Raw genomic sequence first — 24,574 nt, forward strand, 5'->3', positions numbered from 1 at the left:
CAGGAACTGACCCATCGAGGCGGCCAGGCCCATGCCGACCGTCGCGACGTCGTTCGAGATGAACTGCATCGTGTCGTAGATCGCCATGCCGGCGTCGACGGATCCACCCGGGCTGTTGATGTACAGGTAGATGTCGGCGTCGGGGTTCTCGGCGTTGAGCAGCAGCATCTGCGCGCAGATCGCGTTGGCGTTCTCGTTGCGCACCTCCGAGCCGAGGAAGACGATGCGCTCCTTGAGCAGGCGCTGGTAGATGTGGCCGTCGAGGTCGGACGGCCCCGCCTGCGCGGACATGAATTCGGACTGTGGGTTCACGCTCACGACCCTAGACGGCGAACCGGCCCGACACACGCGCGAACACGCCCTGTTCGCCATGGGCGTACGCGAGGACGTCAGCGGGATCGGGCCGCTGACGCCCCCGCCTCACCCGGCGTGCGTCGGCGGGGTCGCGTACAGCGCGGGGCGCTGCGGGACGTCGATCGTGCGCCGCTCCCCCGACCGCAGCGCGTCGACGCCGTGGCCCGCGACGAGGTTGGCCATGAAGCCGTCCCACGCCGTCGCTCCGACGACGCGACCCGCGAGGGACGCCTCGGTCCACTGCGCGAGCTCGATCCGGTACGACTCGAGGAAGTGCTCCACGAAGTCGCTGCCGATCGAGCTGCGGCTCTGCCCGGCCGTGCGCCGGACGACGGGGGTGCGCGGCTCGAGCATCGCGGACCCGCCGGTGCCCACGACCTCGACGCGCACGTCGTACCCGTAGGCGGCGTTGACGAAGACCTCGGCCGTCAGCATCTGCCCCTGGTCGGTCCACAACGTGGCGACCTGCGGGTCGCGGAATCCGTCCACGACCGGGGACTCCACGCGGATCGCGACGATCTCGCCGTCGAGCAGCCACCGGAAGGTGTCGAGCTCGTGGATCATCGACCCGGTCACGAGGGTCGCGTCGTCGGTGCTGGTGGCGTTGGAGGCGTTGCGGTGGATGCCGTGCACGAGGCGCACGTCGCCCAGCTCGCCGGCCGTGACCGACGCCTTCAGCTCGACGAAGCCGGGGTCGAAGCGTCGGTTGAACCCGACCTGGACGAGCTGGCGTCCGAGGGCCACCTCGGCCTCGACGACCCGGTGGGCGTCCGCGGCGTTCTCGGCCAGCGGCTTCTCGCACAGGACGTGCTTGCCCGCGGCGAGGCAGGCCAGCACGAGGTCGACGTGCGTGAAGTCCGGCGAGACCACGACGACCGCGTCGACCGCGTCGATCAGGGCCTCGGGCGAGTCGGCAACCCGGGCCCCGACCTCGGCCGCGACGGCCGCCGCGCGCTGGGTGTCACGGTCGTAGAGGGCGACGACCTCGGCGGACGCGACGGCGTTCGCGAGCGTGCGGGCGTGGGAGGCCCCCATCGCCCCCGCACCGATGACGCCGACCCGCAGCCGCCGTGCCGCGCTCACAGGTTCACCCAGCTGCGGCCGGCGACCGACGCGCGGACCGCGTCGAGCGTGCGGGCGGCTCGCAGCGCGTCGTGGATCGTGGCGCCGATCGGCTTCGCCTGGGCGATCGACTCCACGAGCCGATGCGCCTCGATGACCTTGAGGTCGTCGAAGCCCATCGCGTTGCCGGCGCCGGGCTGGAAGGCCCGCATCTCGCCGGAGGCCGGGGTCACGTACTCCGTGGTCCACGAGGCGTTCTGGTAGTCCTCGGCGAAAGCCGTGCGCAGCTCGTTGAGGCGTCGGAAGTCCCACGCGACGGCACCCGTGGTGCCGTGGATCTCGAAGCCGTAGGTGTTCTGCTCGGCGACGGCGACCCGGCTCGACTCGAGCATCCCGCGCGAGCCGTCAGCGAAGCGCAACAGCGCGGTCACGTAGTCCTCGTTGCCCACCGGTCCCCGGGCGCCGGAGCCGCGCTCGTAGTGCAGCGCGCCGGGCGTGGCCTCGGGCCGCTCGGCGATGAAGGTCGCCTGGTCGGCGACGAGCTCGGCGATCGGACCCACGACGTGCTCGGCGAGGTCGACCGCGTGGCTCACCAGGTCGCCCAGGACGCCACTGCCGGAGAACTCGTCGTCGAAGCGCCACGACAGCGCACCGTCGGGGTGTGCCGCGTAGTCGGACAGGAAGCGCACCGTGGTGTGCTCGATCCGTCCGATCCGGCCCGAGGCCACGATCTCGCGGGCTCGCTCGACACCGGGCGCGTTGCGGTAGTTGAACCCGGCGGCCGACTGCACGCCGGCCGCGTCGACCGCAGCGGCGATCTCGGCGGTCTCGGCGGCGTTGCGCCCGGCCGGCTTCTCGATCCACAGGTGCTTGCCCGACTGCGCGACGGCGACCCCCACCTCGCGGTGGATGAAGTTCGGGCCGGTGACGCACACCAGGTCCAGGTCGTCGCGGGCCACGAGCTCGCGCCAGTCGGCGACGAGCTCGCCGAACCCGAGCGACGCCGCGGCCCGGCGCGTGCGGTCGTCGATCACGGTGTCCGCCACGGCCACCAGCACGGGGCGCCGGGCGCTGTCGGGGTAGTGCTGCAGCAGACGGCTCCAGGCGCGGGCGTGGACCTGGCCCATCCAGCCCAGGCCCACGACGCCGATCCGCAGGTCGGGTGCGTCGCTCACTCGCGGGCTCCCTTCGCGGCGACGTTCTGCTGCACCTCGGCGAGCTCGGCGGCGACCGACGAGTCCGCGCCCATCTCGCGCTGCAGCTCGTGGGCCAGCGACTCGAGCTCGGCACCGCCGGCCATCATGGCCGTCAGGTCGTCGAGGGTCATCTCGCTCTTGGGGAAGTCGCCCATGCTCTTGCCGCGACGCAGCAGCATGAAGCGGTCGCCGACGGGGTAGGCGTGGTGCGGGTTGTGGGTGATGAACACGACGCCGAGCCCGCGGTCACGAGCCTTGGCGATGTACTTCAGCACGACGCCGGACTGCTTCACGCCGAGGGCCGCGGTGGGCTCGTCGAGGATGAGCACGCGAGCGCCGAAGTAGACCGCGCGCGCGATCGCGACGCACTGCCGCTCACCACCCGAGAGGGTGCCGATCGGCTGGTCGACGTCGCGCAGGTCGATGCCCATCGCGGACAGCTCGGCCTTGGTCGTCCGCTTCATCCCGGCGACGTCCAGGCGGCGCAGCGGGCCGCGCCCCTTCGTGAGCTCCGAGCCCAGGAAGAAGTTGCGCCAGACGGGCATCAGCGGCACGACCGCGAGGTCCTGGTAGACCGTGGCGACCCCAGCCTCCAGCGCCTCGCGCGGGCTGCTGAGCCGGCACTCCTCGCCGTCGATCCGCAGGACGCCCTCGGAGTGCTCGTGCGCTCCGGCGAGGATCTTGATGAAGGTCGACTTGCCCGCACCGTTGTCGCCGAGCACGCAGGTGACCTCACCCGCGCGGACGGACGTCGAGATGCCGGACAGGGCGATGATGTTGCCGTAGCGCTTGCCGACCTGGTCGACCTCCAGGATCGCGGCGCCGCGCGTCTGAGATGCGGTCATCGTGTGGTCACTCCTCGGTTGCGGACCCAGTTGTTGAGGAAGACGGCGCCGAGCAGCATGGCGCCGAGGAACGTGAACAGCCAGTCGGTGTCCCACTGGGCGAACGTGATGCCCTGGAACGCCATGCCGTAGATCAGGGCGCCGAGCGCGGCCCCCACGGCCGAGCCGTAGCCGCCCGTCAGCAGGCAGCCGCCCACGACGGCGCAGATGATGTAGATGAACTCCTGGCCGACGCCCGTGTTCGCCTGCACCGTGGAGGTGCGGAACAGCGAGATCATGCCCACGAGCCAGCCGGCCGCGGCCGTGGTCATGAACAGGCCCACCTTGGTGCGGAGGACCGGGACGCCGACCTGGCGCGCGGACTGCTGGGCGCCGCCGACGGCGAAGATCCAGTTGCCCGCGCGAGTGCGCAGCAGGACCCAGGTCGCGACCGACGCGACCGCGATCCACCACAGGACCGAGACGTAGAACGTGCCCTCGCCGATCTGGATGCTGTGCCCGAACACGGGCTGGATCGAGTCGTAGAACGGCACGTCGCGCATGCCCTGGATCGACACCTGCCCGATGATCGCCTTCGTCACCGCGAGGTCGACGCCCCGCAGGATGAAGAAGGTGCCGAGCGTGATGATGAAGCTCGGCAGGCCGGTGCGCATCACGAGGATGCCGTTGATGGCCCCGACCGACAGCGCCAGGGCGAGGGCGATGAGGACGGCGACCCAGATGTTGAGGCCGTAGTTCGTCGTCAGGATGCCGACCGTCAGCGCGGAGAAGCCCGTCATGACGCCCGCGGAGAGGTCGAACTCGCCGCCGATCATGAGCAGCGCCACGGCGACGGCCATGATGCCGAACGTCGAGGCCGACTCGGTCCAGACTCCCGCACCCGCGAGGGTGAAGAAGCGGTCGCTGATGAGGGTGAAGAAGATCATGACGGCGATCGCTGCGACGGCGGCACCGATCTCCGGGCGGATCAGGAGCCGTGAGACCAGCGAGGTCGAGGCAAGTCGTTCGTCAGGTGCAGCCGTTGCTGTCGCCATGAAGTCAGGTCCTTTCGAGGAGCGGGAGGTGGTGGGGCGTCCCTGGGCGGGACGCCCCACCGGCGGATGTCAGCGCGTGCCCTGCTTGGCGAACTCCGCCACGTCGGCCGCGTTGTCCTTCGTGACGAAGGCGGGCCCGGAGTTGATGGGCTGGCCGCCACCGACGTCGTTGCCGTTGATCGACTTCAGGTACAGCGTCGTGACGCCCAGGAAGCCCTGGACGTAGGGCTGCTGGTCGACCGCGAAGAGGATCTTGCCCGCCTCGATGTCCGAGACGACGTCGTCGGAGAGGTCGAACGTCGCCACCTGGGCGTCGCTGCCGGACTCCTCGACGGCGCCGACGGCGCCGATCGCGAACTGGCCACCGAGCGTCAGGATCCCGTCGATCGACGGATCGGCCTGCAGCTTGGACTTGATCGTGGCCTTGACCTCGGCGTCGTTCGTGCCGTCGACCTGCAGGTTCGTCATCGTGCCGTCGAACGTGCTGGCGGCGGCGCGGCACCGCTCCTCCAGGCCGATGTTGCCGGCCTCGTGGATGACGCAGATCGCGTTGGAGACGCCGGCCTCGGAGAGCTTGGTGCCGACGGCCTCGCCGGCGATCGTCTCGGACTGACCGATGTGGGTGATCGCCCCGAAGGCGGCCGACTCGTCCAGACCGGAGTTGATCGTCACGACCGGGATGCCGGCCGCGACGGCCTTCTCGATGCTGTCCTTGAGGCCGTCGGGGTTGGCCATCGAGACGACGATGCCGTCGACCTTCTGGGCCACCGCGTTGTCGATGAGCTGCGACTGCTTGGCCGGGTCGGGGTCCGAGGTGTAGTCGACCGATACGCCGTAGTCGTCACCCGCGCGCTCGGCGCCGGACTTGACCCGGTCCCAGAACGCGTCGCCGGGACCGGAGTGCGTGATGACGGCGTACGTGAGGTCACTGGTCTCCGCCGTGGCGCCGGAGTCGTCCTGACCGGTGCCGGAGCACGCGGCCAGCAACGAGCCGACCAGGAGCGCAGCTCCGATGAGCGTCAGCTTCTTCATGGTGGGGTTTCCTTCTCTCGGTGACCCGGCGTCAGTGTGCCGTCGGGAAATGGAGGGCGGCGAGGGAGTCCTCGCTCACGTGCGGCCACCGGCTGGTGACCACCTTGGCGCGGGTGTAGAAGTGGACGCCCTCGGGACCGTGGATGTGGTGGTCACCGAAGAGCGAGTCCTTCCACCCGCCGAACGAGTGGAACGCCATCGGCACGGGGACCGGCACGTTGATGCCGATCATGCCGACGTGCACGCGCCGCTGGAACGTGCGGGCCACCTCTCCCGAGGAGGTGAACACCGCCGTGCCGTTGCCGTAGGGGTTCGCGTTCACGAGCGCGAGGGCCTCGTCGAGGCTCTCGACGCGCAGGACCGCGAGGACCGGACCGAAGATCTCGTCGGTGTAGACGCTCATGCCGGTCGTGACGTGGTCGATCAGGGTGGGGCCGACGAAGAAGCCGTCGGCGTGACCGTCGACCACGAGGTCGCGGCCGTCGACGACGACCTTCGCGCCGGCGGACTCGCCCTGGCCGATCAGGTCGACGATGCGGTCGCGCGAGGCGCGGGTCACGACGGGGCCCATCTCGGCGTCGGGGTCGGTGCCGACCCCCACGCGCACCGCGTGGGTGCGCTCGCCGATCTTCGCCACGAGCGTGTCGGCAGCCGGGCCCACCGCGACGACCGCCGAGATCGCCATGCACCGCTGGCCGGCCGAGCCGTACCCCGCCGCGACGATGTGGTCGGCGGCGAAGTCGAGGTCCGCGTCCGGCATCACGACGGCGTGGTTCTTGGCCCCGCCGAGCGCCTGCACGCGCTTGCCGGTCGTCCCGGCACGCTCGTGCACGTATCGCGCGATCGGCGTGGAGCCGACGAACGAGACGGCGGCGACGTCGGGGTGGTCCAGGACGGCGTCGACCGCGACCTTGTCGCCGTGGACCACGTTGAACACGCCGTCCGGCAGGCCGGCCTCGCGGTAGAGCCGGGCGACGAGGTCGGATGCTCCCGGGACTCGCTCGGAGGGCTTGAGCACGAAGGTGTTGCCCGTCGCGATCGCGACCGGGTGCATCCACAGCGGCACCATGATCGGGAAGTTGAACGGCGTGATGCCGGCGACGACGCCGAGCGGCTGCCGGAACGAGAAGGAGTCGACCGACCCGGAGACCTGGTCGCTGTACTCCCCCTTGAGGAGCTGCGGGATGCCGCACGCGAACTCGACGACCTCGCGCCCGCGGACGACCTCGCCCTTGGCGTCGCTCAGGGTCTTGCCGTGCTCGGCGCTGATGATCGCGGCCAGCTCGTCCTCGTGCTCGACGAGCAGCTGGCGGAAGTCGAACATGACCCGCGACCGTGCCGTCACCGAGGTCTCGCCCCAGCCCTCGAACGCGCGCGTGGCGGCCGCGACCGCCAGGTCGACGTCGGACTCGTCCGCCAGACGCACGCCGCGCACGACCGACCCCGTGGCGGGGTCGTACACGTCGCCGACCCGGGTGGAGGAGCCGGCGACGTGGCGGCCGTCGATCCAGTGGTCGTAGACGGAGGTGTGCTGGCTCATGCGGGATCCTTCGGGTCATAGTGCGTGGGAGGCGCCAGGTGGTGGCGCTGGGTGGTCTTGTGCTCGAGGTAGGTCTCGCGCGCGGTGCGGGTGGAGTCCAGCGCCGAGACCTCGGCGACGGGGACGTCCCACCAGGCCGGGCTGTCGGGCGCGGGCACGAGGGGGTCGGTCTCGACGTGGATCACGGTCGTGCGGCTCGAGGCCTTGGCCGTGAGCAGGGCCGCGCGCACGTCGTCCAGGCTCGTGGCCGAGATGACGTCGGCGCCGAGGCTCGCGGCGTTGGCCGCGAGGTCGACCGGCAGGAGGTCGCCGTCCAGGCCCGTCGAGGTCCGCTGGCGGTAGGCCGTGCCGAAGCGCTGCGACCCGAGGCTCTGCGACAGGGCGCCGATCGAGGCGTACCCGTGGTTCTGCACGAGCACGACGATGATCTTGACGCCCTCGGCGACGGCCGTGACGAGCTCGGTGCTCAGCATCAGGTAGGAGCCGTCGCCGACCATCACGACGACGTCGCGGTCGGCGTCCTCGCCCTGGGCGGCCTGGTCGAGCGCCGCCATCTTGACCCCGAGGCCGCCCGCGATCTCGTAGCCCATGCAGGAGAAGCCGTACTCGACGTGGTAGCCCTTGCGGTCGCGGGTGCGCCACAGCTTGTGCAGGTCGCCGGGCATCGAGCCCGCGGCGCAGACCACGACGTCGCGCGGGTCGGTCGTCTCGTTCACGACGCCGATCAGGGCCGACTGGACGAGGCGCCCGTCGCCGTCGGTGCGGGCGTGGGCGGCCTCGACGGTCGCGTCCCACTGCGCCGCGAGATCGGTCGCACGGGCCGTGTGCTCCGGCTCGGCGCGCCAGCCCTCGAGGGCCTCGGTCAGCGCCTCGACCGCGAGGCGGGCGTCGGCCACGAGGGTCGTCGCCGAGAGCTTCACGGCGTCGAGCCGCGCGACGTTGACGTTGACGAACCGCACGTCGTCACCCGCGAAGACGCTGCGCGAGGCGGTCGTGAAGTCGCTGTAGCGCGTGCCGACGCCGATCACGAGGTCGGCCTCGCCCGCCAGCAGGTCCGCCGCGGTGGTGCCGGTGGCACCGATCGCGCCGACGGCCTGCGGGTGGTCGTACGGCAGCGAGCCCTTGCCCGCCTGCGTCTCGACGACCGGGATGCCGGTGGCCTCGGCGAAGGCTCGCAGCGCCGCGTCGGCGCCGGAGTAGATGACCCCGCCGCCGGCCACGACGATCGCACGCCGACTGGCGCGGATCGCGGCTGCGGCGCGGGCCAGCTCGTCGGGCTGGGGCACCGGACGCGCGATGCGCCAGAGGCGACGCTCGAACAGCTCGACCGGCCAGTCGTGGGCCTCGGCCTGCACGTCCTGCGGCAGGCAGAGCGTCACGGCGCCGGTGTCGGCCGGGTCGGTCAGGACCCGCATGGCCTGCAGCAGCGCCGACGGGAGCTGCTCGGGCCGGGCGATCCGGTCCCAGTAGCGCGAGACCGGCCGGAAGGCGTCGTTGACGGTCGTGTCCATGCTCGACGGGTCCTCGAGCTCCTGCAGCACGGGGTTGGCGACCCGGGTCGCGAAGACGTCGCCGGGCAGCAGCAGGACCGGCAGCCGGTTGATCGTCGCCAGCGCGGCGCCCGTGACCATGTTGGTCGCGCCGGGCCCGACCGACGCGGTGACGGCCATCGCCGCGCGCCGGTCGTACTGACGGGCGTAGGCGACCGCGGCGTGCACCATCGACTGCTCGTTGCGCCCGTGCAGGAAGCGCAGGTGGGACGGATCCCCGGAGAGCTCGCGCTCCAGCAGCGCCTGGCCCACGCCCGCGACGTTGCCGTGGCCGAAGATGCCCCAGCAGCCCGCGAAGAACGGGCGCGCGACGCCGTCGCGCTCGACGTCCTGCACCTCGAGGAACCGGACGAGGGCCTGGGCGACGGTGAGCCGCACCGTCGGGGAGCTCGTGCTCATGCCTGTCCTCCGAAGGGGAGCCGGGGGTCCAGCGCCTGGGTCGCCCAGCTCTCGCGGACCCAGCCGTGGTCGGGGTCGTCGCAGATCAGCCAGGCGCGCTCGGCGCCCGGGCCTGCCATGACGTTGAGGTAGTAAAGGTCGTAGCCGGGAGCGGCCATCGACGGGCCGTGCCAGCCGTGCGGGATCAGCACGACGTCGCCGGTGCGGACCTCGGCGAGCACGTCGATCTCCGCCTGCTCGTGACCGTAGACCCGCTGGTAGCCCAGGCCGGCTCCGTGGGGACCGGCGGCGACCTCGAAGTAGTAGATCTCCTCCAGCCGCGTCTCGCCCTCACGCTCCTCGTCGTGCTTGTGCGGCGGGTAGGACGACCAGTTGCCGCCGGGGGTCAGGACCTCGCACGCGATGATGCGGTCAGCCTCGAGGACGCCGGGAACGCCGAAGTTGTTGACCTGGCGGCTGGCCGGTCCGGCCCCGCGCAGCTCGACCGGGACGTCGCCCGCCGGCAGGTAGCCGACCGCGAGGCGCACCGTGGCGCGCGCCGTCGGGACCGCGAAGCGGCCACCGTCCGGCGAGGTCACCGTGACGGTGGAGCCCAGGGGCGCGTAGACGACGTCACTGGGACCGGACCAGACGTCGCGGCGGCCCACGAGCTGCTGCGTGACGTCGTCGACCTGGACCTCGGCCGACCCGCCGAGCGAGAGCACCAGGGCCTCGTCCTCGCCGGTCGCGAAGGTGACCGACTGACCCGGGGCGAGGTCGAGCACCTTCAGCCCCGTGTGCCCCCACCCGGCGCTCTCCGGAGTGACCTCCAGGGCGAAGGGTGGGGACGCTGCCGTGCCGGCCGCGATGACGGAGGCCATCAGAGCATCGCCACCGTCGCGTCGACGGCCGCCTCGACGTCGCCGCCCGGCGGGTACAGCAGGCTGCGACCGACGACCATGCCCCGCACCGACGGGTGCTCGAGCGCCTTCGACCACTGGGCGAACTGCTCCTGCTGGTCGGACGAGACCTCGCCGCCGAGGAGCACGACGGGCAGGGCCGTGGCCGCGAGGACCGTCTCCATGTCCTCGACGACCGGCAGCTTGAGCCAGGTGTGCGCCGACGTCGAGGCCAGGCCGGCCGCGACGGTCGCGGAGCGCACGACGGCAGCGGTCGAGAGGTCGTTGACGACCCGCCCGTCACGCCGGGCGGAGATGAACGGCTCGACCATGGCCATGAGGCCGGCCGCGGCCAGCTCCTCGACCGCGTGCGCGCAGGCCTGCATCGTGGCGACGGTGCCGGCGTCCTCGGGCTCGATGCGGAAGAGCATCTTGCCGCCCTGCAGGCTGCGGTCCCGGATCGCCGCCGCGTGGTAGCCCGTGAAGCGGTCGTCGATCTCGAACGCGGTGCCGGCGAGGCCGCCACGGTTCATCGAGCCGATCACGACCTTGTCCTCGAGCGCCCCGAGCAGCAGGAGGTCGTCGAGGACGTCGGCCGTGCCGAGCACGCCGTCGACACCGGGCCGGGCGAGCGCACGGACGAGCCGGTCGAGCAGCTGGGTGCGGTCGCCCATCGCCAGCGGGTCGTCGCCCGCGCGGAGCGCCCCGCGAGCGGGGTGGTCGGCGGCCACGAGCATCAGGCGGCCGGAGGACCCCACGAGCGACGCGGGGGTGCGACGCGCGGCCCAGCCGCGAGCGATCGCCTGCGGATCGGTGACGCGGGTCGTGACCAGTCGGGCGATGGCCTCGGCATCGACGGCGTTCATGCGACTCTCCCCTGCTCCAGAACCTGTTCGACCTCGGACGACGTGGGCATCGCGTCGGCGCACGACAGCCGGCCCGCCACGACGGCACCGGCCGCGTTGGCGAACTCCAGCGTGCGCTGCAGCGACCACCCTGACAGCAGACCGTGGACGAGGGAACCTCCGAAGGCGTCCCCCGCACCGAGACCGTTGACGACCTCGACCGGCACCGGCGGCACGACGACCGACTCGTCGCCGCGCACCCCCAGGACGCCGGCGGGTCCCTGCTTGACGATCGCGGTGCCGACCCCGGCCGCCCGCAGCGCGGCGGCGGCCTTCTGGGGCTCGGTCTCACCGACCGCGACCTCGCACTCCTCGCGGTTGCCGACCGCGACCGAGACCCAGGGCAGGACCTCGGCGGCCGCGGCGGACGCCTGGGCGGACGAGGGCCAGAACATCGGGCGGTAGTCGAGGTCGACGATCGTCAGGCGGTCGCGTCCACGGGCCTCGAGCGCCGCCAGGTGGGCCTCGCGGCTCGGCTCGGCCGAGAGCCCCGTCAGCGTGAACCACACGACGTCGGCCTCGCGGATCGCGTCGAGGTCGAGCTCGTCGGCCCGCAGCTGCAGGTCGGGGGCCGAGGGCCAGCGGTAGAAGTAGAGCGGGAAGTCGTCCGGCGGGAAGATCTCGCAGAACGTCACCGGCGTCGCCAGGGTGTCGTCCGTGCCGACCATCTCGGTGCCGACCCCGAAGCCCGTCAGCGCCGTGCGGACGAAGCGGCCGAACGGGTCGTCGCCGGTCTTGGTCAGCACCGCGGTGCGGTGGCCGAGCCGGGCCGCCGCGACGGCGACGTTGGTCGGGGACCCGCCCAGGAACTTGGCGAAGGACGTCACGTCCTCCAGGCCCACGCCGATCTGCTCGGGGTACACGTCCACGCCGCAGCGTCCGATCGTGACGAGCTCGAGCGGAAGGCTCACGCGAGCGCTCCCTCGACGTAGGCCAAGCAGGCGGCGACGTCGGCGCGGGGGCCGACGCCCTCGGGCTCGCCCGTCAGCTTGAGGTCCTGCTCCAGGACGTACCAGCCGGTGTAGCCGTGGCCCTCGAGCGCGGAGATCATCGCCGCGATGTCGACCGATCCGCGACCGAGCACGGTCCACAGTCCCTGCGAGACGGCGTCGGAGAAGGCCAGCGACCCGTCCTGCACCTGCGCCGCGAGGCCTGCGTCGACGTCCTTGAGGTGCACGTGGCGCACGCGGTCGAGGTGGGCCAGCGTGATCGCGACCGGATCGGCGCCGGCGGCGACGAGGTGGCCGGTGTCGATGCACAGGCCGACGTGCGAGCCCTCCAGGACCCGGCGGACGTCGGCGGCGTCCTCGACCAGCGTGCCGATGTGCGGGTGGAGCGCGGCGACGACGCCCCGCTCGGCCGCGTGGTCGGCGATGCGGTCGAGCTGGCCGAGCAGCGCCTTCCACTCGACCTCGCTCAGCTCCGGGCGGGCGTCGTAGCCGTCACGGCCCGTGGCCGCCGCCAGCACGACGACCCCGGCCCCGGAGGCCAGGCAGTCGTCGATGAACGCGTCGACCTCGGACAGCGGGTCGTGGTCGGTGTGCAGGACGACCGGCAGGAACCCGCCGACCGAGCGCAGTCCGTAGGAGGCGAGGAGCTCGGCCTTGGCCCGGGGCTGCTCGGGCAGGAAGCCCTGCGGACCGAACTCGGTGGCGCCGAGGCCGAGCTCGGCCATCTCGGTCAGCACCCGGTCGGCGGGGAGCTGGTAGCCCCAGCCGGGGACCTCGCACACGCCCCAGGAGATGGGGGCGCCGGCGATGCGGGAGCGGGCGGTGTCGTTCATCGTGATCCTCGGGCCTCGTCGTATTTGTCCTGACATGTGCTCTGCGTCACGATTCTGGCTGTGGCCTGCGTCACTGTCAAGCATTTGTCATGACATCGTGACGTGGAGGGAACACTTCGCTAGGTTGACGACATGACGCAGCCGTCGATCACCCTCGACCGCTCGAGTCCGGTCCCCTTGTACTTCCAGGTGGCCGAGCAGCTCGAGCGGGCGATCGTCGCGGGCGAGATCGCTGCGGGCGAGCGTCTCGACAACGAGATCTCGATGGCGCGCGACCTCGGGCTGTCGCGTCCGACGATGCGCCAGGCGATCCAGGTGCTGGTCGACAAGGGCATGCTGGTGCGTCGCCGAGGCGTGGGCACCCAGGTCGTGCAGGGACGCGTCCGGCGCCAGGTCGAGCTGACGAGCCTGTTCGACGACCTGTCGGCCGCGGGCCACCACCCGCAGACCCGGGTCCTGTCCTGCGAGCGCCTCGAGGCCGACCCCGAAATCGCCGAGGAGCTCCAGCTCGGCGTCGGCACCCTCGTGTGGAGCGTGCGCCGGCTGCGCCTGATCGGCGACCAGCCCCTGGCCGTCATGCACAACGTGCTGCCCGCGTCGCTCGTCGACCTCACGGGCGTCGACCTGGAGCACGAGGGCCTGTACGCGACGCTGCGCGCGACCGGCCTGGCGATCCGGGTCGCCCGCCAGCGCATCGGGGCGCGGCGCGCCGACGAGGCCGACGCCGACCTGCTCGGCGAGTCCGTCGGCGCCCCGTTGCTCACGATGCAGCGCACGGCGTACGACGACTCGGGCCACGCCGTCGAGTACGGGCGCCACGCCTACCGGCCCGACCTGTACTCGTTCGACATGACCCTCGTCGACCGCTGAGGAGGCTCAGCCCCGCTCGACCTCGGCCTTCAGCCGCGCGAGCGTGTCGTGCATGCCCTGGACGAGCTCGACGTCGTGGTTCGTGACGCCGCCGAGCAGCAGGCGGGCCGTGACGATCGAGGCGAGTGCTGCGCGGTCGTTCGTCAGGCGGCGACGCTCGGTGACCGTGGTGCCGCCGTCGGCGGCGGGCTCGAGGTCGTAGCTCCAGGTCGCGCTCGGGCCGATGACGCGGAACGCCAGCCGCCGCTCGGGCACGACCTCGGTGTAGCGGCTGATCGTCGGCCAGAAGGCGGCCTTGCGCTTGTTCAGGTTGATGCTCACCGTGCCCTCGCGCACGGGCGTGCCGATGAAGCCCTGCTTGTAGGTCTCCTCGGAGAAGTCGGCCATGCGTCGCTGGTCGTGGAGCACGGCCCAGACCGCAGCCGGCGGGGCGTCGATGTGGATGCTGGCCTCGAGCGGGGCCACGTAGGAGCGCGCCACGTCAGGCCGCAACCTTCTTCTCGACCTCGTGCTTGATGCGCGCGAGCGTGTCCTCGATGCCGCGCTGCAGCTCGTCCTCGAAGTTCTCGGTGCCGCCGAGGACGTGCTTGCTCAGGAAGTTCGAGAGGTTCGAGACGCCGTTCGGCGCCGTGCGCGACTCGGTCAGGCGGGTGCCGGCCGCGGTGGGCTCGAGGTCGTAGGTCCAGACCGTGCCGTTCTCGGCGATCTTGAGCGCCAGCGAGCGCTCGGGCTCGAAGACCTTGACGTACGAGCGGGTCGGCCAGAACTTCCAGCCCTGCCGGTTGATGTTGATCGTGCGGGTGCCCTGGGTGACCTCGCCGCCGCGGATGATCATCCGGCGGCACTGGGGGCTCCACTCCCCCATGCGCTTCAGGTCCGAGACCACGGCCCACACGGCGGCGGGCGGAGCGGCGATGTCGATGCTGGCAGTGATGATGTCACGGTTGACCATGACCGGAACCTACTCGAAACACGCTTCACATACCAGCGGTATGTGAAGCGTCAGGCCTCGCCGGCGACGATGGCGCGGCGCTCGCGCGACGCGGCCTTGACCCACTCGACGAGCCAGTCGCCGACCTGCGGGTGGTTCAGCAGCGCGAAGTGGTGGGCGCTCGGGATGTACTCGAAGCGGGCGCCGTCGACGATCGGGCCCGAGCGGCCGATCCCTGCGGCCGACGAGAAGTGCACCAGGAGGTCGCCGAGCACCGCGCTGAGCGGGTGGCGCTGCGTGGCCCCCATCGTGGCGACGACGAAGTGGTACTCGGCGTGGGCCAGGGGCGCCGCGGCGATGCGATCGAGGCCCCAGCGGGCCGTGAGGTCCTGCCCCTCCCACTCGTCGGCGCTGATGTACCCGTGCCGCAGGTCGACGATGCCGGCCGAGCGGGTGTCGAGGAAGTGGCCGAACGGGCGCGACTCCGGGAGGAACCGCAGGACCCGCGACCCCGCGTGCACGGCCTTCTCGAGCGCGGCGCCCGCGTGCGGGGTGCCGAGGCAGACGACGTCGCGCACGAGGCCCGTCCAGGTGCCGCCCGTCGCGGTCGCGTGGTTGGTGGCCGAGCGGGCGACGAGGCCGCCCATCGAGTGCCCGACGAGGGTCAGCCGGGTCACGCGCACGGGCCAGGAGTCGACGAGCTGGCGCAGCAGCGCGTCGAGGTGCTTGCCGTTCTCCGAGATGTGCAGGCCCGTGTTGTAGCGCAGGAAGACCGGCGTGCCGTCGGTCTCGGCCGCGATCCGCTCGCCGTAGGAGGTGCCGTGGGCGCGGCGGCCCTGGCTCCACGACTCGTCGTCCTCGCACAGCCCGTGCAGGAACACGACGAGGTGGCTCGAGGCGTCGCGGAACGCCTCCGCGAGCGGCCAGCCGGTGACCGGCACGTCCATGCCGTCGACCCTGACCGCCATCGTGATTGCCTGCGGGTCGTCGAGGCGGCGCAGCTCGTCGCCGACGAGGCCGTTCACGGCCGCGACGACGCCGCGGCCGAGGCGCGAGGACTCGACCGGACGGCCCACGCCGCGAGCCGACAGGGCACGGACCGAGCCGCTGGACACGCGCAGGACGCCGCTGATCGCACCGTAGATCGAGGTCGCAACGGCGTCGTGCAGCGACTCCGGCACGCGCCCGCCGACGATGCGGGTCGCGCGGAAGGCGCGCTGGGCCACCGCACGGTGGACGTCGCGAACGGTGCCGACGACCAGCCGGTCGCCGTACTCGAGCGCCAGCGCGGCGACATCGGTCGTGCGAGCGGGATCGGTGGGCATGTCACTCAGTGTGACAACTCCGACCACGCCCTGCCAACCGTCTCACGGAGCGTCGTTCGTCACCTCCCGGTGGTTGAGGTGCGAGTGCCGCCTGCGGCGCGAGCCTCGAAACCCTGGCCGGATTGCCCCGAAAGGTGACCGAGGTTTCGAGGCTCAGGCGCCAGAGCGCCTTCGCACCTCAACCACCGGGGGCGGCCAGGACGGCGAACGGGCGCCCGACCTGGGGAGGTCGAGCGCCCGTGCGGCGTGTGCGGGTGAGGTCAGGCCTTGTCGGCGTCCTCGGCCTCGGCGTCGTCGCCCTCGCCCTTGAGCGAGCCGTCGGCCTGGAGGGCCTTCAGGTCGACCGCGGCACCGGACTTCGAGGTGACCGTGGCGCCCTCGACGAGCGAGGCGAGCGCCTTGCCGCGCAGGACCTCGCTGACCATCTCGGGCACGTGGTTGTGCTCCATGATGTGCTGGATGTACGAGTTCGGGTCCTCGCCGGACTGCTGCGCGCGACGCATGATGTGCTGCGTCAGCTCGTTGTCGTCCAGGCCGATCTCGTCGGTCGCGACGATCTGGTCGAGCACGAACTGCGACACGATCGAGTCGCGCACCGACTTCTCGAGCTCGGCCTCGAACTCGTCGGCCGTCTGCTCCTGGTCGTCGAGGTACTGCTCGAAGGCGACGCCCGACATCGCGAGCTGCTGCTCGATCTGCTGACGACGCGCCGTGATCTCCTCGGTGACGAGGTTCTCCGGCAGCGGGGCGTCGACCTTGGTGAGGATCTCCTCGAGGACCAGGTCGCGCGCCTCGGCGGCCTGCTCCATGCGCTTGCCGCGCGTGATGCGCTCGCGCAGATCGGCGCGGAGCTCCTCGACGGTGTCGAACTCCGACGCCATCTGGACGAACTCCTCGTCGAGCTCGGGGAGCTCGGTCTGCTTGACCTCGGTCACGGTCACCGTGACGTCGACCTCGGTGTCCTTGAGCTCGCCGCCGACCAGCGTCGTCGCGAACGTGGCCGTGGAGCCGGGCTCCAGGCCGGTCACGGCCTCGTCGAGGCCGTCGAGCATCTCGGCACCGCCGACGCGGTAGGGCAGGCCCTCCGCGGTGGCGTCCTCGATCTCGGTGCCGTCCTTGTGCGCGGCCGCCAGGTCGATCGTGACTTGGTCGCCGGCCTCGGCGCCGCGCTCGACGCCGGTGTACGTCGCGAAGCGCTCACGCAGGCCCTCGACCTGCTCGTCGATGTCGGCGTCGGTGACGTCGACGTCCTCGACCTCGACCGCGATCGACGACAGGTCGGGCAGCTCGATCTCGGGGCGCACGTCGAGCTCGGCGGTGACCTCGATGTCCTCGCCGTCCGCGAACTTGCTCAGGTCGATCTCGGGCTGACCGAGCGGCTGGAGGTTCGTCTCGACGAGTGCCTGGCGGTACCAGTCGGGCAGGGCCGCGTTGATCGCCTCGTCGAGGACGACGCCCCGACCGACGCGCTGGTCGACGACGGCCGCGGGGACCTTGCCGCGGCGGAAGCCGGGCACCTGGATCTGCGAGCCGATGGACTTGTAGGCCTTGTCGAGAGCGGGCTTGAACTCGTCGAACGGCACCTCGATGGTGAGCTTGACCCGGGTGGGGCTCAGGTTCTCGGTGGTGCTCTTCACGTGGATGACTCCTGCGGTGGACGACTCTGTCTGGATGACGCTGGTGGGTGGCGCCGAACTACCGACGCCGGGCTGCGCGAGCAGCCGCGTCCGCGGACGAACCTCACGCGGACCAGCGGCCAGTCTACGGGCCCGGCGTTCGAGGCCTGCACGCAGGTCGCAGGCTCAGACCGCCTCGATCCGCGACGATCCCGCCGTCAGCGCCCGGGTCGCGAGCCGACGCGTCGAGGCGTTGGCGTCGGCACGGTCGCTGATGGCCCACCACTCCATCCGCGCACCCTCGGCGTCGACCTCCAGGACGCAGTAGCCGTGGTCGTCGAGGTTGACGAACCGGACGTGCGGGTTGAGGTCCGAGATGGCTTCCTCCATCGCGACCGAGACCGATCGCGGCGACGTGCCCATGTAGTCGTCGACGTTGTTGCTCGTGACCGAGGCGCACACGAACTCGGCCGCGACGGGTGCACCGCTGCTCCCGCGGATCTCGTTCGCCCAGGCCGTGTGGACGTCGCCGCTGAGGAACACGACGTCGTCGATCCCCTGACGCTCGATGCGCTGCAGCAGGGCGCGGCGCTGCTGCGGGTAGCCGTCCCACGTGTCGGTGTTGGGCTCGGCGGGCCCCCACGACATCGGGTCGGTCGTGGTGACGAGCGCGAGCTGCTGGCCGCGAGGACGCTGCGGCATCAGCATCGGCGCCACCATGACGGGGTTGCCGATGAGCTTCCACTGCGCCTCGGACGCCTCGAGCTCGTCCACGAGCCAGTCGAACTGCTCGGCCCCCGTCATCTGCCGGTCGGGGCTCTCCGTGGCCGGGTCGTCGACGTCGACGCGCTCGTCGCGGTAGCCGCGCAGGTCGAGCATCAGCAGGTCGACGAGCCCGCCGAAGCGGATGCGGCGGTAGATCCGGTTGCCGTCGCCGACGACCGCCGTGCCGCCGAGGCGCACCGGCATCCACTCGTCGTAGGCCCGCTGGGCCGACCAGAGCCGCTCGGCGAAGTCGCCCTCGTGCGGCTGGTGCTCGAACGCGCCGCCGGGGAACCAGCCGTCGGCGACCTCGTGGTCGTCCCACGTCACGATGAACGGCACCTGCGCGTGCAGCTCCTGCAGGTCGGGGTCGGTCTTGTACTGGCCGTGGCGGACGCGGTAGTCGGCCAGCGTCACGGTCTCGCGCGGCGGCTGGTGGCTGCGCACGTCGACCCAGTCGTAGCCGTAGGAGTACTTGCCGGGCTCGTACTCGTAGATGTAGTCGCCCAGGTGGATCACGGCGTCCAGGTCGCCGCGCTCGGCGAGGTGGCGGTAGGCGCTGAACCACCCGGCCTGCCAGTTCGCGCACGACACGACGCCGAAGCGCAGCGAGCCGGCGTCGGCGTGCGGTGCGGGCGTCGTGCGCGTGCGCCCCGTCGGCGAGACGTCGGTGCCGCTGGTGAAGCGGTACAGGTAGACCTGACCCGGCAGCAGGCCGGTCACGTCGAGCTTCACGGTGTGGTCGCTGCGCGGATCGGTCACGACCGTTCCGGAGGTGACGACCTCGGTGAACCGCTCGTCCGTGGCGACCTCCCACAGGACCTCGACCGGATCGCCGAGGCCGGAGCCGGGCACCGCCTCGATCGTGGGTGTGACGCGGGTCCAGATCACGACGGCGTCGGTCGTCGGGTCACCGGAGGCGACGCCGTGCTGGAAGCGGTGGTGGCGGTATCCCGTCGCGGGCGACGGGAAGGCTGCTGGTCCCACGACGCCGGCGACGGCGGCGAGACTCATGCCACCGATCAGGACCTGGCGACGTGACGGGGCCTCGAGGCGCTGCACGGCCCCATTGCGTCAGCAGGGACGGACGTGACGGTGCCCTTCAGGTGAACGTCACCCGACCGTCCTCGCAAGATTTGGTCACTCCGGTCCCGTCTTCCGGCCTGAAACGGGTCAGAACTGACCACATCTGGCGGGCCGGGTCAGGAGCGGGCCTGCGGCAGGTCCTGCACGTTGCCGAGGAGCATCTGCACCAGCACGGCCGGCCGCTGGTCCCCCGCGAACGACAGGTCGACGACCACGACGGACCCCTCGGCGGTCACGTCCTCGACCGTCAGGAGGTCGGACCACGGCAGGCCGCTGAGCGACTTGCCGTCGGTGAAGTACTCCTCGACCTCGGAGGCAGCGGCCGTGGCGTCCTCGTCGTCGGGGTAGCCGAGCACGAGGCGCCCCACGACGGCGTCGCCGTCGACGACGTACGCCGCCCCGTTCGCCAGCAGCCCCTCGTCGCCGAGGTCGGTGCGGATCGCCACACCGGCGACGGGGTCGACCTCGTCCAGCGCGGTCAGGACCTCGTCGAGGTCGTCGTCGACGAGCGAGCCCTCGGCGTCGGCAGCCTCTCGCGCCAGCGTCGCGGTCGAGGCGATGGCGACACCGTCCTGCGTGGTCGCGAGCCGGAGGGCCTCCCCCAGCGGGCGCGCGGCCGTGCGGTTCGCGAGGTCGACCTCGAGCTCGTCCCCGCCGAGCGCCCAGACGCCGTCGTCGGGCTCGCCGATCGCCTCGGTCAGCTCCGCCTCGCCGTGGTCGCCGTCCAGCACGGCCACCCGGTACGGCGGCGCAGCGACCTCGGCGTACCGCGTCGTGCTCCACAGCGAGACGCCCAGCTCGGCCTCGAGCTCTTGGTGCCGGTTGAGGTTCACCTCCTGCAGGGTCGACGGGAGGAGGACCGGGACGCCGTCGGCCCCGGCGGACAGTGACCAGTCCAGGAGGCTCGGGAGGTCGCCGTCGGTGGGCACGTCGACGGCGTTGGCCGTGGCGATGCCCTCGACGTCGCCGAAGGTGACCACGAACGTGTCGGCGTCAGGGAGCTCGGGCAGGGTCCGGACCAGGTCGACCAGGCTGTCGCCGGTCGGTGCGGGCCCGCCCGCGGTCTCCTCGGCCTCCGGACCGTCACTCCGGCCTCCGCCGCCGCAGGCGGTCACGAGCAGGAGCAGCAGGACGATGGACGCGATCCCCCGACGAGTCATGCCTCAGGACCCTATCGACCTCCGACCCGGTCTCGGGGCGTCGCCGTCGCGGCGTATCGTTGAAAATGTGATCACTTACGCGCGCGTGTCCGGCCCGTCCGCCGTCTCCTTCGAGACCGAGTCGCCGGGCCAGCTGCCGCCGGGAGCGGTCGAGGTCTCGATCACCTACTGCGGAATCTGCGCGACCGACACGCACAGCTGGACCTCCGGCGGCGCCGTCCCGCCCGCGGTGTTCGGTCACGAGTGGACCGGCACGATCGCCCGACTCGGGTCCGACGTCGACGACCTCGTGATCGGCCAGCGCGTCATCGCCTGCGTCGGCCCGGCGTGCGGCAGCTGCGCGATGTGTCGCGCGGGCCACGCCGACCACTGCGACACCGCCTTCGCCGAGGCGAACGGCGTCACGCCCGACGCCCCGGCCCACGGCGGGTTCGCCGACTCGGTCGTCGTGGCGCGCCGGCGGGTCATGCCGGTGCTGCCGGAGCTGTCGGACGTCGAGGCCGCCCTGGTCGAGCCGACGGCGGTCACGTTCCACGCCGTCCGGCGCGTCGCCCAGAAGCTCGGCGCGGTCGTCGTCGTCCAGGGTGCCGGCCCGATCGGCCTGCTCGCGGCGCAGCACGCGCGCCACGCGGGGGCCGGTGTCGTGCTCGTCGTCGAGCCGAACCCGGAGCGCCGCCGGGCGGCCACCGAGCTGGGCTTCGCCGAGGTGCACGAGCCGGGTGATGCGTTCCGTGCCCGCCTCCTGACGCTGACCGACGGCCTCGGGGCCGACGTGCTCTACGAGTGCACCGGCGCCGCGCCCCTCTTCCAGCCGTCGGCCGAGCTGGTGCGCCGTGGCGGCACCCTCGCGCTGCTGGGCTTCCCGATGACGACTTCGGAGGTCAGCTACGGCGACTGGCAGATCCGCGAGCTCACGGTGATCGGCTCGCTGGCCTACAACCACGAGGACTTCCTCGGTGCCCAGCGCTCGATCGCCGACGGCTCCGTGCAGGTCGAGGGCCTCCACACCGGCACGATCGGCCTCGCGCAGCTCGAGACCCTGTTCACCGAGCTCGACAGCGGCACCACGAGCCACGCCAAGGTCCTGGTCGACCCCCGCCGCTGAGGGCCCACCCGCCCCTCCACCAGACGTGCGCAGAACGTCGGCACGTCACGCCGAGATCTGCCGAACAGGTGCGCACATCTGGTGGGGACGTGGGCCGTGAGTCGGGATGACAGGATTTGAACCTGCGACCCTCCGCTCCCAAAGCGGATGCGCTACCAAGCTGCGCTACATCCCGTGGTCGCCGGAATTGCAGTGCTTTCAGGGACTCTCGGCGATCCCTTGACATCCTACTGCCAGGCATCTGACCAACTGCGACCACCGAAGGTCAGGGCCATCTCCGGTCGAAGTTTGGTCTGTACGGGGCGGAGGCCTTTAGAACGTGGGGCGCGCCGGAGCGCCGCGCAGTGGCGACCAACCGGTTCTAGGCAGTCACAGCGCAGCAGGCGGCGGATGGGGGCTGAGCGGGTCGGCGTCGGTGACGCACCATCGGCGCAGGAAGAACCGACCCGCTCAGCCCGTTCAGGAGGCCTGAGCCTTCTCGGCGTAGGCGCGGCGCTGGACGACCATGACGACACTGCCCCGGTCATGGTTCAGCGCGTTGGCCAGGACGACGTCGCCTCTGGCGTGGAGCCGTCCGACTCGGTGCTGAGCGTTGAGATCGTTCAGCACGTGGTTTATGGCGATGGCGTAGTCGTGATCGCCCGAGAGTCCGCGCTGCTGGCGCAGGCGACGTTGGATGATCTTGCGGACTGCCTTAACGTCTCGGTTGCGCCACGCGGGTGTACCTCGCATCGATCCTCGGATGAGGACCGCTTCTCGACATCGGACGGCCAGGACGTTGACATCTTCGGGGAGGTAGGACGGGGCGGTTGGGGCCTCGTAGTGCTTACGCTTCATGTGCGTTCCTTGGGGTTGTGGTGCTGGGGCGCGCGTGGCTATCGGCCCAACCGACGACGCGTGCGCGTCCCAGCACCCAATGGGGTGGCAGCACGCTGCCTCTAGTGCGACAGACCTCGCTCAGCGAGGAAGGTCCGAAGCGTGTACCGGCGGTCTTGCAGGCCGGGGTACTTGTCATAGAGCGACTCCGTGAAGGCCGACGGGTCAGCCTCGATCTCGCGGTAGCGAGCCTCGGACGACGTCAGCGCTTCGTGGCGACGCTGCGCCGCGTTGATCGCGGACTGCGCCTGACTGATCTGATCGACCGCGTCGAGCGCGCCAATGTCTCCTGACTCCAGCGCTCGTTCGATATCGCGGATGCGCTCGTGCGCCTCGCGGACGTGGGCTGAGAGCCGCTGGATGACCTCGGCGTCCCGAGTGCGACCAGCGTTGGTGACACCCGCCGCTCGTGCGAAGTCACGCCTGCGGACCTCATCAGGAAATTTCTTGGCTTCCTCGATCACCCGCGCCGGGATGTTCGTCATCATCATCAGTTGCTCGACCTGGTCCTCAGCCCACACGACGACCACCACCCTGACGACGACGCTCGGCTACCTCGGTCTGCAGGTCGGCAACGTCCCTCTCACGCTGCCTCACCCCTACGGCGGCGTTCTGCACATGCTTGGCGGCGGCTGTCGCTGCTGCGATCTGCTCCCCCAGCCCATCCAGTTGCTTGCTCATCGGTCGGATACTCCTTGCCTGCTCGTCGGCCCGCGCCTGTCTACGGGCGGCGCGTGCCTGTTCCTGGGAAGCGTGGGCAGCGACGAACGCGGCCTGAAGGCGATCAAGCGAGACGACCTCAGTGATCGGGCGGCTCATCAGCCGAGTCCGTCCGAGTTGGCCTGGCGCATCAGCCCGGCTGCTGCGTCCATGGTGAGCATCTCGCGTACGAGCTCGGACCTAGTGAGCCCCAACAACTCACTCAGATGATCGAGCATCGCCGCCTGCGTGTACGACACCTTCACCTTGAGCGTCACGTCGTACGACTTCGGTCGCCCCATCGCCGCCACCTACTTTCCCGGACCCGTAACGGTTACTGGTCCACGAACCAGCCTGCAGAAGCCAGACGCCGTTCTGGGCGGCTCAGCAGATCTACTCCGGCATCGCGAGCATCGACCGCAGCGAGCCGAGCAGTCCCGGAGGGAGCACCATCGCCGATGCCAGCAACGCGGGCGGCGGGCTCTGTGTACTGGTCACTCCCCTAGACCAGGAGCCACCATGACCGCACGCACCCGCCGCCCCCGCGCCTTCCCGATCTACCAGTCCAACCTCGGCCTGAGCATTGGCCAGGCAGAGGTCCAGACCGGCATTCCCGCGCACACCATCAAGCGGCTGATCGCCGAGGGCCACATCGCCACCGCCAGCGACGGCAGCATCCCCAGCAGCGAGATCTCGCGCCTACGCCGAGACCGCCCCGACCTTCTCGATGTCTTGTGAGATGCAGTTCAGGGCAAAGAATGCCCATTCATCTTCCGACTTGGCCATGCGCTCTTCCCAGTCCCGCGCCTTCAAAACGGCGCCCAGGAGTTCGGGCAGGCACTCCCGATTCCGCTTACCCCAAGCCGCCGAATGCATCTCTTCCAGCCCAGCGATCAAAATAGTCGTTAGGTACTGGCTGACTGACTTCTCCATCGTGGCGCTCCGTCCAGTTGATCACCCCGCGTGCCGAGGTAGATAAGACCACCCTCAGCGCTTCATGCGGTGTCGTCGAGTTGCTGCAATGGCAGATAAAAGGATCCAACTGGATGGGCAGCGATAGGACACGTTGGCCACACAAACTGCGTCCGCATCTCTGCTGTTGAGACGACGCGGTCTGAACTTCTCGCGGCAACTTCTGCACCCTGTTCTCGCCATCGGACGACCGTCCGACACGAGACGCCGGGAGGCACCATGACCGCCAAAAAGCCCACGACCGCCAAGGCTGCACCTGCCGGGCCGACCACGCTCCAGGAGGCACTGGCGGCCAAGGCAGTGAGGCTGGTCCGCAAGCGCCGCAACGGCACGCTCCGCTCGCTGCCCTACCTCGCGTCCGGCTGTCCTGAGCGCAAGGACGCCGAGCAGGTCGCAACCCGACGACAAGAGGGCGAGACAGTCGGCACCATCGCCGTTGACCTCAACCTCTCCGTCGCAACGGTCCGACGCATGACCGAGGCACTTGCCCTGGCTCAGCAGGTCGAGGACGGCGACCACGACGGCAAGTACAAGCCAGGAGACAAGCAGGTGGTGATCTCGGTCGTCGGAGCCGTTGATACCCAGACCGGTTGA

Annotated in this window: 26 protein-coding genes and 1 tRNA gene; 4 read left to right on the forward strand and 23 right to left on the reverse strand. The window is 70.9% G+C overall.

What is annotated here, in order from left to right; translation table 11 throughout:
- The 12 genes from ABD127_RS08750 to ABD127_RS08805 all read right to left on the reverse strand — a co-directional run.
- A partial coding sequence (locus ABD127_RS08750) for an ATP-dependent Clp protease proteolytic subunit (RefSeq protein ID WP_344202596.1) occupies positions 1–291 on the reverse strand: 291 nt, incomplete at its 3' end.
- Positions 292–420: 129 nt separating this feature from the next.
- On the reverse strand, positions 421–1,437 hold the full coding sequence (locus tag ABD127_RS08755; protein ID WP_344200091.1) for a Gfo/Idh/MocA family oxidoreductase: 1,017 nt from the start codon (positions 1,435–1,437) through the stop codon (positions 421–423).
- Entirely contained in the window at positions 1,434–2,591 is a 1,158-nt protein-coding gene (locus ABD127_RS08760; RefSeq protein WP_344200094.1) for a Gfo/Idh/MocA family protein, read from the reverse strand. Before ABD127_RS08760 ends, ABD127_RS08755 begins: the two co-directional genes overlap by 4 nt.
- The gene (locus ABD127_RS08765; protein ID WP_344200097.1) at positions 2,588–3,457 is read right to left on the reverse strand and encodes an ATP-binding cassette domain-containing protein; all 870 of its coding nucleotides are present in this window, start codon (positions 3,455–3,457) and stop codon (positions 2,588–2,590) included. The genes ABD127_RS08760 and ABD127_RS08765 overlap by 4 nt, the downstream gene beginning before the upstream one ends.
- The gene (locus ABD127_RS08770; protein ID WP_344200100.1) at positions 3,454–4,491 is read right to left on the reverse strand and encodes an ABC transporter permease; all 1,038 of its coding nucleotides are present in this window, start codon (positions 4,489–4,491) and stop codon (positions 3,454–3,456) included. The genes ABD127_RS08765 and ABD127_RS08770 overlap by 4 nt, the downstream gene beginning before the upstream one ends.
- Before the next feature lie 69 nt (positions 4,492–4,560).
- The gene (locus tag ABD127_RS08775; protein WP_344200103.1) at positions 4,561–5,523 is read right to left on the reverse strand and encodes a substrate-binding domain-containing protein; all 963 of its coding nucleotides are present in this window, start codon (positions 5,521–5,523) and stop codon (positions 4,561–4,563) included.
- A gap of 31 nt (positions 5,524–5,554) precedes the next feature.
- Positions 5,555–7,063: a CoA-acylating methylmalonate-semialdehyde dehydrogenase gene (locus tag ABD127_RS08780; RefSeq protein WP_344200106.1), complete on the reverse strand. Its 1,509-nt coding sequence runs from the start codon at positions 7,061–7,063 to the stop codon at positions 5,555–5,557.
- On the reverse strand, positions 7,060–9,012 hold the full coding sequence (iolD, locus tag ABD127_RS08785; RefSeq protein WP_344200109.1) for a 3D-(3,5/4)-trihydroxycyclohexane-1,2-dione acylhydrolase (decyclizing): 1,953 nt from the start codon (positions 9,010–9,012) through the stop codon (positions 7,060–7,062). The genes ABD127_RS08780 and iolD overlap by 4 nt, the downstream gene beginning before the upstream one ends.
- Positions 9,009–9,872: a 5-deoxy-glucuronate isomerase gene (gene iolB, locus ABD127_RS08790; protein ID WP_344200112.1), complete on the reverse strand. Its 864-nt coding sequence runs from the start codon at positions 9,870–9,872 to the stop codon at positions 9,009–9,011. Before iolB ends, iolD begins: the two co-directional genes overlap by 4 nt.
- On the reverse strand, positions 9,872–10,756 hold the full coding sequence (locus tag ABD127_RS08795; RefSeq protein ID WP_344200115.1) for a Cgl0159 family (beta/alpha)8-fold protein: 885 nt from the start codon (positions 10,754–10,756) through the stop codon (positions 9,872–9,874). The genes iolB and ABD127_RS08795 overlap by 1 nt, the downstream gene beginning before the upstream one ends.
- Entirely contained in the window at positions 10,753–11,706 is a 954-nt protein-coding gene (gene iolC, locus ABD127_RS08800) for a 5-dehydro-2-deoxygluconokinase (protein WP_344200117.1), read from the reverse strand. The genes ABD127_RS08795 and iolC overlap by 4 nt, the downstream gene beginning before the upstream one ends.
- On the reverse strand, positions 11,703–12,578 hold the full coding sequence (locus tag ABD127_RS08805) for a TIM barrel protein (protein WP_344200120.1): 876 nt from the start codon (positions 12,576–12,578) through the stop codon (positions 11,703–11,705). Before ABD127_RS08805 ends, iolC begins: the two co-directional genes overlap by 4 nt.
- 132 nt (positions 12,579–12,710) lie before the next feature.
- Here ABD127_RS08805 and ABD127_RS08810 point away from each other — a divergent pair, with 132 nt between their 5' ends.
- Entirely contained in the window at positions 12,711–13,448 is a 738-nt protein-coding gene (locus tag ABD127_RS08810; RefSeq protein ID WP_344200123.1) for a GntR family transcriptional regulator, read from the forward strand.
- A 6-nt stretch (positions 13,449–13,454) separates the two neighbouring features.
- On the opposite strand, the gene ABD127_RS08815 is transcribed toward ABD127_RS08810, so the two are convergent.
- The 6 genes from ABD127_RS08815 to ABD127_RS08840 form a co-directional block, all read right to left on the reverse strand.
- A complete protein-coding gene (locus ABD127_RS08815) occupies positions 13,455–13,928 on the reverse strand; it encodes an SRPBCC family protein (RefSeq protein WP_344200126.1) in 474 nt (157 codons plus the stop codon).
- Position 13,929: 1 nt separating this feature from the next.
- Positions 13,930–14,400 (reverse strand): SRPBCC family protein, encoded by a 471-nt coding sequence (locus ABD127_RS08820; protein WP_344200129.1) that lies wholly within the window; start codon positions 14,398–14,400, stop codon positions 13,930–13,932.
- A gap of 50 nt (positions 14,401–14,450) precedes the next feature.
- On the reverse strand, positions 14,451–15,704 hold the full coding sequence (locus ABD127_RS08825) for an esterase/lipase family protein (protein WP_344200132.1): 1,254 nt from the start codon (positions 15,702–15,704) through the stop codon (positions 14,451–14,453).
- Between the two features lie 260 nt (positions 15,705–15,964).
- Positions 15,965–17,341 (reverse strand): trigger factor, encoded by a 1,377-nt coding sequence (tig, locus tag ABD127_RS08830; RefSeq protein WP_344200135.1) that lies wholly within the window; start codon positions 17,339–17,341, stop codon positions 15,965–15,967.
- A gap of 165 nt (positions 17,342–17,506) precedes the next feature.
- Entirely contained in the window at positions 17,507–19,144 is a 1,638-nt protein-coding gene (locus tag ABD127_RS08835) for an alkaline phosphatase D family protein (RefSeq protein ID WP_344200138.1), read from the reverse strand.
- Between the two features lie 140 nt (positions 19,145–19,284).
- A complete protein-coding gene (locus tag ABD127_RS08840) occupies positions 19,285–20,328 on the reverse strand; it encodes a hypothetical protein (protein ID WP_344200140.1) in 1,044 nt (347 codons plus the stop codon).
- 67 nt (positions 20,329–20,395) lie between these two features.
- On the opposite strand from ABD127_RS08840, the gene ABD127_RS08845 reads away from it, so the two are divergent.
- Positions 20,396–21,433, forward strand: coding sequence for a zinc-dependent alcohol dehydrogenase (locus ABD127_RS08845; RefSeq protein ID WP_344200144.1), 1,038 nt, complete (start codon positions 20,396–20,398; stop codon positions 21,431–21,433).
- 101 nt (positions 21,434–21,534) lie between these two features.
- Here ABD127_RS08845 and ABD127_RS08850 read toward each other — a convergent pair.
- The 5 genes from ABD127_RS08850 to ABD127_RS08870 form a co-directional block, all read right to left on the reverse strand.
- Positions 21,535–21,608 (reverse strand) — tRNA-Pro (locus tag ABD127_RS08850).
- Between the two features lie 284 nt (positions 21,609–21,892).
- Entirely contained in the window at positions 21,893–22,270 is a 378-nt protein-coding gene (locus ABD127_RS08855; protein WP_344200146.1) for a hypothetical protein, read from the reverse strand.
- 101 nt (positions 22,271–22,371) lie between these two features.
- Positions 22,372–22,830: a hypothetical protein gene (locus ABD127_RS08860; RefSeq protein WP_344200149.1), complete on the reverse strand. Its 459-nt coding sequence runs from the start codon at positions 22,828–22,830 to the stop codon at positions 22,372–22,374.
- Entirely contained in the window at positions 22,820–23,128 is a 309-nt protein-coding gene (locus tag ABD127_RS08865) for a hypothetical protein (protein WP_344200151.1), read from the reverse strand. The genes ABD127_RS08860 and ABD127_RS08865 overlap by 11 nt, the downstream gene beginning before the upstream one ends.
- Positions 23,128–23,310, reverse strand: a complete 183-nt coding sequence (locus ABD127_RS08870) for a ribbon-helix-helix protein, CopG family (protein ID WP_344200154.1) — start codon at positions 23,308–23,310, stop codon at positions 23,128–23,130. The genes ABD127_RS08865 and ABD127_RS08870 overlap by 1 nt, the downstream gene beginning before the upstream one ends.
- A gap of 217 nt (positions 23,311–23,527) precedes the next feature.
- Here ABD127_RS08870 and ABD127_RS08875 point away from each other — a divergent pair, with 217 nt between their 5' ends.
- Positions 23,528–23,746 carry a hypothetical protein gene (locus tag ABD127_RS08875; protein ID WP_344200157.1) on the forward strand — a complete coding sequence of 73 codons (219 nt, stop codon included), beginning with the start codon at positions 23,528–23,530 and terminating at the stop codon, positions 23,744–23,746.
- 453 nt (positions 23,747–24,199) lie between these two features.
- A complete protein-coding gene (locus ABD127_RS08880; protein ID WP_344200160.1) occupies positions 24,200–24,574 on the forward strand; it encodes a hypothetical protein in 375 nt (124 codons plus the stop codon).

The sequence above is a fragment of the Aeromicrobium alkaliterrae genome (genome assembly GCF_039529015.1).
Lineage (GTDB): Bacteria > Actinomycetota > Actinomycetes > Propionibacteriales > Nocardioidaceae > Aeromicrobium > Aeromicrobium alkaliterrae.

Excerpts from the sequence above, each read along its gene's own strand:
- ABD127_RS08765 (WP_344200097.1), bottom strand. The coding sequence starts at position 3,457 with ATGACCGCATCTCAGACGCGCGGCGCCGCGATCCTGGAGGTCGACCAG.
- ABD127_RS08770 (WP_344200100.1), bottom strand. The coding sequence starts at position 4,491 with ATGGCGACAGCAACGGCTGCACCTGACGAACGACTTGCCTCGACCTCG.
- ABD127_RS08775 (WP_344200103.1), bottom strand. The coding sequence starts at position 5,523 with ATGAAGAAGCTGACGCTCATCGGAGCTGCGCTCCTGGTCGGCTCGTTG.
- ABD127_RS08780 (WP_344200106.1), bottom strand. The coding sequence starts at position 7,063 with ATGAGCCAGCACACCTCCGTCTACGACCACTGGATCGACGGCCGCCAC.
- iolD (WP_344200109.1), bottom strand. The coding sequence starts at position 9,012 with ATGAGCACGAGCTCCCCGACGGTGCGGCTCACCGTCGCCCAGGCCCTC.
- iolB (WP_344200112.1), bottom strand. The coding sequence starts at position 9,872 with ATGGCCTCCGTCATCGCGGCCGGCACGGCAGCGTCCCCACCCTTCGCC.
- ABD127_RS08795 (WP_344200115.1), bottom strand. The coding sequence starts at position 10,756 with ATGAACGCCGTCGATGCCGAGGCCATCGCCCGACTGGTCACGACCCGC.
- ABD127_RS08805 (WP_344200120.1), bottom strand. The coding sequence starts at position 12,578 with ATGAACGACACCGCCCGCTCCCGCATCGCCGGCGCCCCCATCTCCTGG.
- ABD127_RS08810 (WP_344200123.1), top strand. The coding sequence starts at position 12,711 with ATGACGCAGCCGTCGATCACCCTCGACCGCTCGAGTCCGGTCCCCTTG.
- ABD127_RS08820 (WP_344200129.1), bottom strand. The coding sequence starts at position 14,400 with ATGGTCAACCGTGACATCATCACTGCCAGCATCGACATCGCCGCTCCG.
- ABD127_RS08825 (WP_344200132.1), bottom strand. The coding sequence starts at position 15,704 with ATGCCCACCGATCCCGCTCGCACGACCGATGTCGCCGCGCTGGCGCTC.
- ABD127_RS08840 (WP_344200140.1), bottom strand. The coding sequence starts at position 20,328 with ATGACTCGTCGGGGGATCGCGTCCATCGTCCTGCTGCTCCTGCTCGTG.
- ABD127_RS08855 (WP_344200146.1), bottom strand. The coding sequence starts at position 22,270 with ATGAAGCGTAAGCACTACGAGGCCCCAACCGCCCCGTCCTACCTCCCC.
- ABD127_RS08865 (WP_344200151.1), bottom strand. The coding sequence starts at position 23,128 with ATGAGCCGCCCGATCACTGAGGTCGTCTCGCTTGATCGCCTTCAGGCC.
- ABD127_RS08870 (WP_344200154.1), bottom strand. The coding sequence starts at position 23,310 with ATGGGGCGACCGAAGTCGTACGACGTGACGCTCAAGGTGAAGGTGTCG.
- ABD127_RS08875 (WP_344200157.1), top strand. The coding sequence starts at position 23,528 with ATGACCGCACGCACCCGCCGCCCCCGCGCCTTCCCGATCTACCAGTCC.
- ABD127_RS08880 (WP_344200160.1), top strand. The coding sequence starts at position 24,200 with ATGACCGCCAAAAAGCCCACGACCGCCAAGGCTGCACCTGCCGGGCCG.